Source organism: Nocardia altamirensis NBRC 108246 (assembly GCF_001612685.1).
Taxonomy (GTDB): Bacteria; Actinomycetota; Actinomycetes; order Mycobacteriales; family Mycobacteriaceae; genus Nocardia; species Nocardia altamirensis.
The window spans coordinates 59,887-65,886 of record NZ_BDAY01000072.1; the positions used below are offsets into that span (position 1 = coordinate 59,887).

The window sequence follows — 6,000 nt, forward strand, 5'->3', positions numbered from 1 at the left end:
GAACAGGTCACACATGAATAGGTCCTCGCACGCCCAGCGAAACACTCTGCGGGCGTACGAGGACCAGGTATATGAAGTTGTTAGATCAGTTGCCGAAGTGTGCGAGCGCAGCAGATCAGGCGCAGGCGGGTGAGGTTTTGCCTGCGGCGGTCAGGTTTCGGCAGACCCAGTGGGTGGTGAGTACCCAGGCGTTGTTCCGCGCGGCGAAAGGGATGATGATGGGGCGCTTGCCGCCGTCATAGGTCAACGTCGACGTGGCGAGCATTGCCTCGCCGTCGAATTCGGTCACCTTGTCGACCTGGACCGTCGACGGGTGCTCGGCCCAGACCGACGCCAGGCGAGTCAGTAGTTCGGGGTCCTTGGCTTCGCCCATGCTCCGCAGGGTCTTCTGGTCTGCGGGGATGCTCGGGTCGAGAGTTCGAGCCAGCTGTGCGGTCAGGTCTGCCGGGTACGGCACTGGCGGAGGAGGCGTCGTCGGCTTGGGCCCGTTGCCGGGGAACGACTCTGGATAGAGCTGCCGCACGATCGCGCCCCAGATCGAGGACGCGGAGAGCGACATCAGGCCGGGCGGATGCGTGTTCTGGTTGACCGCCACCGCGACGCTGATCCTGCGGTCGGGGAGGTAGGCGACATGAGTGGTGTAGCCGGGCACACTCCCTGTGTCGCCGAGCCATGGGCCGAAGCGTTGCAGGCCGAGGGCGTACTCGAAGTGTTCACCCGCGAAGGCGCCCTCGGTGAATTGCTGTCTGGTCTGGCTGGTTTCGGGCTTCAGCAGATCGCCACCGGCAAGCAGGGGTGCGTAGGCGACGAGGTCGCCGATGGTCGAGACCATCGAGCCTGCGGCACCGAATACGGCGGGCATGTTGCGCGCGGTGACGTCGGTCGCGGTTGTGTCGAAATAGCTGTAGCCGCGGCTCGCCGGAGCCGGCACGGTGGCATCGGTGGGATAACTGGTCTCGGACAGTCCGTGCGCCGTCGCGACAGCGTCGAGAACCTCGGGTACCGGCTTGCCGGTGACCTTCTCCAGCACGAGTCCGAGCAGGAAGTACTCGGAATTCGAGTACGCGGTGTTGGTGCGTGGTTGCCGTGCCTTCTCGGGATGGGCGGCGAGCAGGCTCACTCGATCGCCGTCGAGCCAATTGCCCGGCTCCTTCGACACGAGCTGGGCCAAATAGCCGGGATCCTCACCGAGATCCCAGACTCCGCCGCGCATGCCGAGCAGGTCGCGGACGGTGATGATGTGGCCGTTGGGCACGCCGAGCACGTACTTCTCCAACGGATCGTCGAGCGAGAGTTTGCCTTCGTCAGCAGCCATCAGCACGGCGGTCGCCGTGAAAGTCTTGGTGACACTGGCGATTCGGACGTGATCGCCGACATCCATCGGACGCCCGGAGACGAGATCGGCGACACCGTAGGCCTTGGTGTACGCACCACGATCCGGATCACGCACCGCGACAAGGGCTCCGGGGATCAGACCCGCGTCCATCTGCTTGCGGACGATCTCGTCGAGCGTGCTCGTCACCTCCGTCGGAAGGAATTTGGCGGCACAGCTGGCATTGGGCCCGCATTCGCGGGGAGATTCGCAGCCGACCAGCATGGTAGCGACCGCCGTCATGGCAAATATCCCGGCGGCTCCCCGGACAAGCCGAGTGAAGGCATTGCGACTGAGCATGTTTCATTCCCCCCGTGAAACTGCGAATCCGCATCTCAGTGTATCGGCTGAGCTACCAGGCGCCTTCACCGACGAACCATGGCCGTGCGCCAGCCGCTCCGATATCGCACAACGAAATCAGGCCCAGCACCCCGTGAACGAGGGTGCCAGGCCTGACCCGGTCAGGCAATCGACTCGGTCAGCTGCCGAAGCGCGCCAGCACGGCGGACGCCTCCTGCGAGGCAGTGCCCTCCTGTGCGAGATGCGCCATGGTGGCCGGGATTTCGCGCCCGTGATGGGTCATCGCCTGCGCGTAGAGCCGGCCTGCGCGGTACGACGAGCGGACCAGCGGCCCGGCCATCACACCCGCGAAACCGATCTGCTCGGCCATCTTCGAGTGCTCGACGAACTCCTCGGGCTTCACCCAGCGGTCGACCGGGTGGTGGCGCGGCGAGGGGCGCAGGTACTGGGTGATGGTGAGGATGTCGCAGCCCGCCTCGTGCAGGTCGCGCATGGCCTGGGTGACCTCTTCCGGGGTCTCGCCCATGCCGAGGATCAGGTTCGACTTGGTGACCAGGCCTGCCTCGCGGGCGGCGGTGAGCACCGAAAGGGAACGCTCGTAGCGGAAAGCGGGACGGATGCGCTTGAAGATGCGCGGCACCGTTTCCAGGTTGTGCGCCAGCACCTCCGGGCGCGAGGAGAACACCTCGGCCAGCTGGTCCGGCTCGGCGTTGAAGTCCGGGATCAGCAGTTCGACACCGGTGCTCGGGTTCAAAGCCTTGATGGCGCGCACGGTTTCGGCGTACAGCCAGGCGCCGCCGTCGTCCAGGTCGTCGCGGGCGACGCCGGTGATCGTCGAGTAGCGCAGGCCCATCGCCTGCACGCTCTCGGCGACCCTGCGCGGCTCGTCGCGATCGAGTGCGGCCGGTTTGCCGGTGTCGATCTGGCAGAAGTCGCAGCGGCGGGTGCACTGCTCGCCGCCGATCAGGAAGGTGGCCTCACGGTCTTCCCAGCATTCGAAGATGTTGGGACAGCCCGCCTCCTCGCACACCGTGTGCAAGCCCTCGCGTTTGACGAGCCCTTTGAGCTCGGTGTACTCCGGGCCCATCTTGGCCTTGGTACGAATCCACTGAGGCTTGCGCTCGATCGGGGTCTCCGCGTTGCGCGCCTCGATGCGTAGCAGTTTGCGTCCTGCCGGTGCTTGAGCTGAGGTCACTTGATCGACACTACGCCCTCACGATCGAGCCGTTGCGGCCCGTCCTTCCGGTGTGACATGCGCGATAGCCGCGGCCGGTCAATCGCCTTGCGCCGACGCCGAAGGCAGCCGCAGATCGTGGGCGGTCACCGGGAGTTCACCGTTCAACGCCCTGGTGATCGCGTCGGCGACGAGAGGCTTCACCTCAGCCACCGTGACCTCGCGGCCGAGCTCGCGAGTCAGCGTGGTGACGCCCGCGTCGCGGATGCCGCACGGGATGATCGCCTGGAAGCCGTCCATCGCCGAGTTGCAGTTGAGCGAAATGCCGTGCAGGGCAACGCCGCGCTGGACGCGCACGCCGATGGCGGCGATCTTGCGCTCGGCGAAGACCTCGGTCGCGGCCAGCCAGACGCCGGAGCGGCCCTCGATCCGGCCACAGGTCAGGCCGAGGTCGGTGCAGACGGTGATGAGCGCTTCCTCGAGGCGGCGCACGTAGTGGACTACATCCACCGGCTCGGCCAGGCGCACGATCGGGTAGCCGACAAGCTGCCCAGGTCCGTGCCAGGTGATCTTGCCGCCACGGTCCACCTCGACCACCGGGCTGCCGTCGATCGGCAGATCCTCGGCCTCGGTGCGACGGCCCGCGGTGTAGACCGGCGGGTGCTCCAGCAGCAGCAGGTGATCGGATCCGTTACCTTCGGCCCGCTCGGCGGCGATGGTTCGCTGCAGCTCCCAGGCGCGGTGGTAATCGATGAGTCCGAGATCCTCGACCACGATCGGGGTCGTATCGAATCGGGCGGACCAAGTGGTGCGCGTGTCGTTCACGTCCTTGACGGTACGCCGGACCGGTCGGGCTGTTCCAGGAGCATGGTGTGGGGAGTGCCACATGTTAGCCAGGTGTGGGCGGCGGGTAGCTCGGCTGAAGTGATCCGCTAGCGCGGTGCGAAGGGCAGCGTCAGCTGCATGAGGGTCAGGTCCATCCAGCGGCCGAACTTGTGGCCGACCTCGGGGAGCACGCCGACCGTGCGGAAGCCGAAACGCTCGTGCAACTGGATCGAGCCGGTGTTGCCCGATTCGATGCCTGCGACGATCGCATGCACCTCGGCGCCGCGAGCCCGATCGATGAGTTCGGTGAGCAGCGCGCTGGCGATGCCGCGGCGGTGGAACCGCTCGTCGACGTAGACCGAATTCTCCACGGTGAAGCGGTAACCCGCCTTCGGTCGCCACGGCCCGTAGCTCGCGTACCCGGCGACGACGCCGTCGACCTCGGCGACCACGATCGGCAGCCCCGCGGCGGTGCGGTTCTCGAACCAGGCGAGCCGCTCGTCGAGCCCGACCTCCTCCAGATCCCAAATCGCGGTCGAGGTGGCGATATTCGCGTTGTGGATGGTGAGGATCGCAGGCAGGTCGTCGCGGTGCGCGTCCCTGATGAGGGTGGCGGGGCGGGTGTCGAGCTTGTCGGTCATCGTTCGTCTCCGGGTCGTCCCACCGTCGCGGCCAGCGCGGCGCCGATGGTGGGGTGCTGGAACTCGTAGCCCGCCTCCTCGAGGGCCGTCGGTATTGCCCTCGGTCCGTGCAGGATTGCCTCGTCCGCGACCTCGCCGAGCAGTGCGCGCAGTGCGAAGGCAGGCACCACCAGCGGGGTCGGGCGGTGCAGCGACCGGCCGAGTGCACGACTGAACTCGGCATTGGTCACGGGAGCCGGGCCGACCACATTGATCGGGCCGGTGAGTTTGTCGTTGCCGAGGGTGAACACAATCGCGCCGACCTCGTCGGCGAGCGAAATCCACGGCGTGTACTGGCGGCCGTTGCCGAGGCGACCGCCGAGGCCGAGCGAGTACAGCGGCTGCAGCGTGTTGAGCATGCCGCCGCGGCGCGACAACACGATGGCACTGCGCAGCAACACCGTGCGCACACCAGCGTCGGCGGCGGGACGGCTGGCCGCCTCCCAGTCGCGGCACAGCGTCGCGAGGAAACCCGCACCCGCGGGCGAGGTTTCGTCGACCACCCGGTCGCCGGTGGCGCCGCCGTAGATGTGCACGCCGCTGGCATTCAGCAGCGTCGGTACATCCGCGGCGGCGACGGCGCTCGCCAGCACGTCGGTCGGGGTGATCCGGCTGTCGCGCAGCTCCTGCTTGAAGCTGCCGTTCCAGCGCCGCCGCCCGATGGTGGCGCCGCACAGGTTGACCACCGCGTCGGCGCCGCGCAGCGCCCGCTCGTCCAGGTCGGCACGGACCGGATCCCAGGTGTACTCGTCCGGGCCCGCCGCCCGCCTGCGTACCAGGCGGGCGACTTCGTGCCCGTCGCGGCGCAGTGCCGCGACGAGCGCCGTCCCGATCAATCCGGACGAGCCGGCGATCACGACCTTCATGCGTGCCGGGTCATTACAGGCCGAGGTCCGCCTCGAACGCCGCTTCCTCGAGCCGGTGCCGGATGGTGGTCAGGAAGCGACCAGCGTCGGCGCCGTCGATGAGGCGGTGGTCGTAGGTGAGCGGCAGGTAGCACATCGAGCGAACGCCGATGGACTCGTTGCCCGTCTCGTCCTTGACCACCACGGGGCGCTTGACGATCGCGCCGGTGCCGAGCATGGCCGCCTGCGGCGGAACCAGGATCGGGGTGTCGAACAGCGCGCCCTGGCTGCCGATGTTGGTGATGGTGAAGGTGCCACCGGACAGCTCGTCGGGCTTGAGGCCACCGTTGCGGGCGCGGTTGGCGATGTCGGCGATGGCGCGTGCCAGGCCGGCCAGCGACAGGTCGCTCGCGTTGTGGATGATCGGGGACAGCAGGCCCTGCTCGGTGTCCACCGCGATGCCGAGGTGCACCGCCGCGTGGTAGGTGACCTCCTTGGTGGAGTCGTCGTAGGAGGCGTTGATGTTCGGGTGCACGCCGAGCGCCTCGACGACGGCCTTGGCGAAGAACGGCAGGAACGTCAGGTTGACGCCCTCGCGCTCCTTGTAGGCCGCCTTGGCCTGGCTGCGCAGCGCCGCGATCTTGGTGACGTCGGCCTCGTGCACCTGGGTCAGCTGCGCGGTGGTGCGCAGCGATTCCAGGGTCTTGGTCGCGGTGATCTGGCGGATGCGGTTCGCCTTCTGCACGGTGCCGCGCAGGTGTGCCAGCTGCGGGGTGGCGGCCGCGCGGGCGGCAGGCGCCTTGG

Annotated in this window: 6 protein-coding genes; all 6 read right to left on the reverse strand. The window is 67.8% G+C overall.

Annotation, left to right across the window (positions count from 1 at the left end; all coding sequences use genetic code 11):
* Window positions 1-115: 115 nt before the first annotated feature.
* Entirely contained in the window at window positions 116-1,615 is a 1,500-nt protein-coding gene (locus NA11_RS32530) for a serine hydrolase domain-containing protein (RefSeq protein ID WP_069165871.1), read from the reverse strand.
* Between the two features lie 235 nt (window positions 1,616-1,850).
* Entirely contained in the window at window positions 1,851-2,867 is a 1,017-nt protein-coding gene (gene lipA / locus NA11_RS32535; RefSeq protein WP_069165872.1) for a lipoyl synthase, read from the reverse strand.
* A 78-nt stretch (window positions 2,868-2,945) separates the two neighbouring features.
* On the reverse strand, window positions 2,946-3,671 hold the full coding sequence (lipB, locus tag NA11_RS32540) for a lipoyl(octanoyl) transferase LipB (protein ID WP_069165873.1): 726 nt from the start codon (window positions 3,669-3,671) through the stop codon (window positions 2,946-2,948).
* 107 nt (window positions 3,672-3,778) lie between these two features.
* On the reverse strand, window positions 3,779-4,312 hold the full coding sequence (locus NA11_RS32545; protein WP_069165874.1) for a GNAT family N-acetyltransferase: 534 nt from the start codon (window positions 4,310-4,312) through the stop codon (window positions 3,779-3,781).
* A complete protein-coding gene (locus tag NA11_RS32550; protein ID WP_069165875.1) occupies window positions 4,309-5,217 on the reverse strand; it encodes a TIGR01777 family oxidoreductase in 909 nt (302 codons plus the stop codon). The genes NA11_RS32545 and NA11_RS32550 overlap by 4 nt, the downstream gene beginning before the upstream one ends.
* Before the next feature lie 13 nt (window positions 5,218-5,230).
* Window positions 5,231-6,000: 2-oxoglutarate dehydrogenase, E2 component, dihydrolipoamide succinyltransferase (gene sucB, locus NA11_RS32555; RefSeq protein ID WP_069165876.1), on the reverse strand; the 770-nt coding region annotated here is incomplete at its 5' end.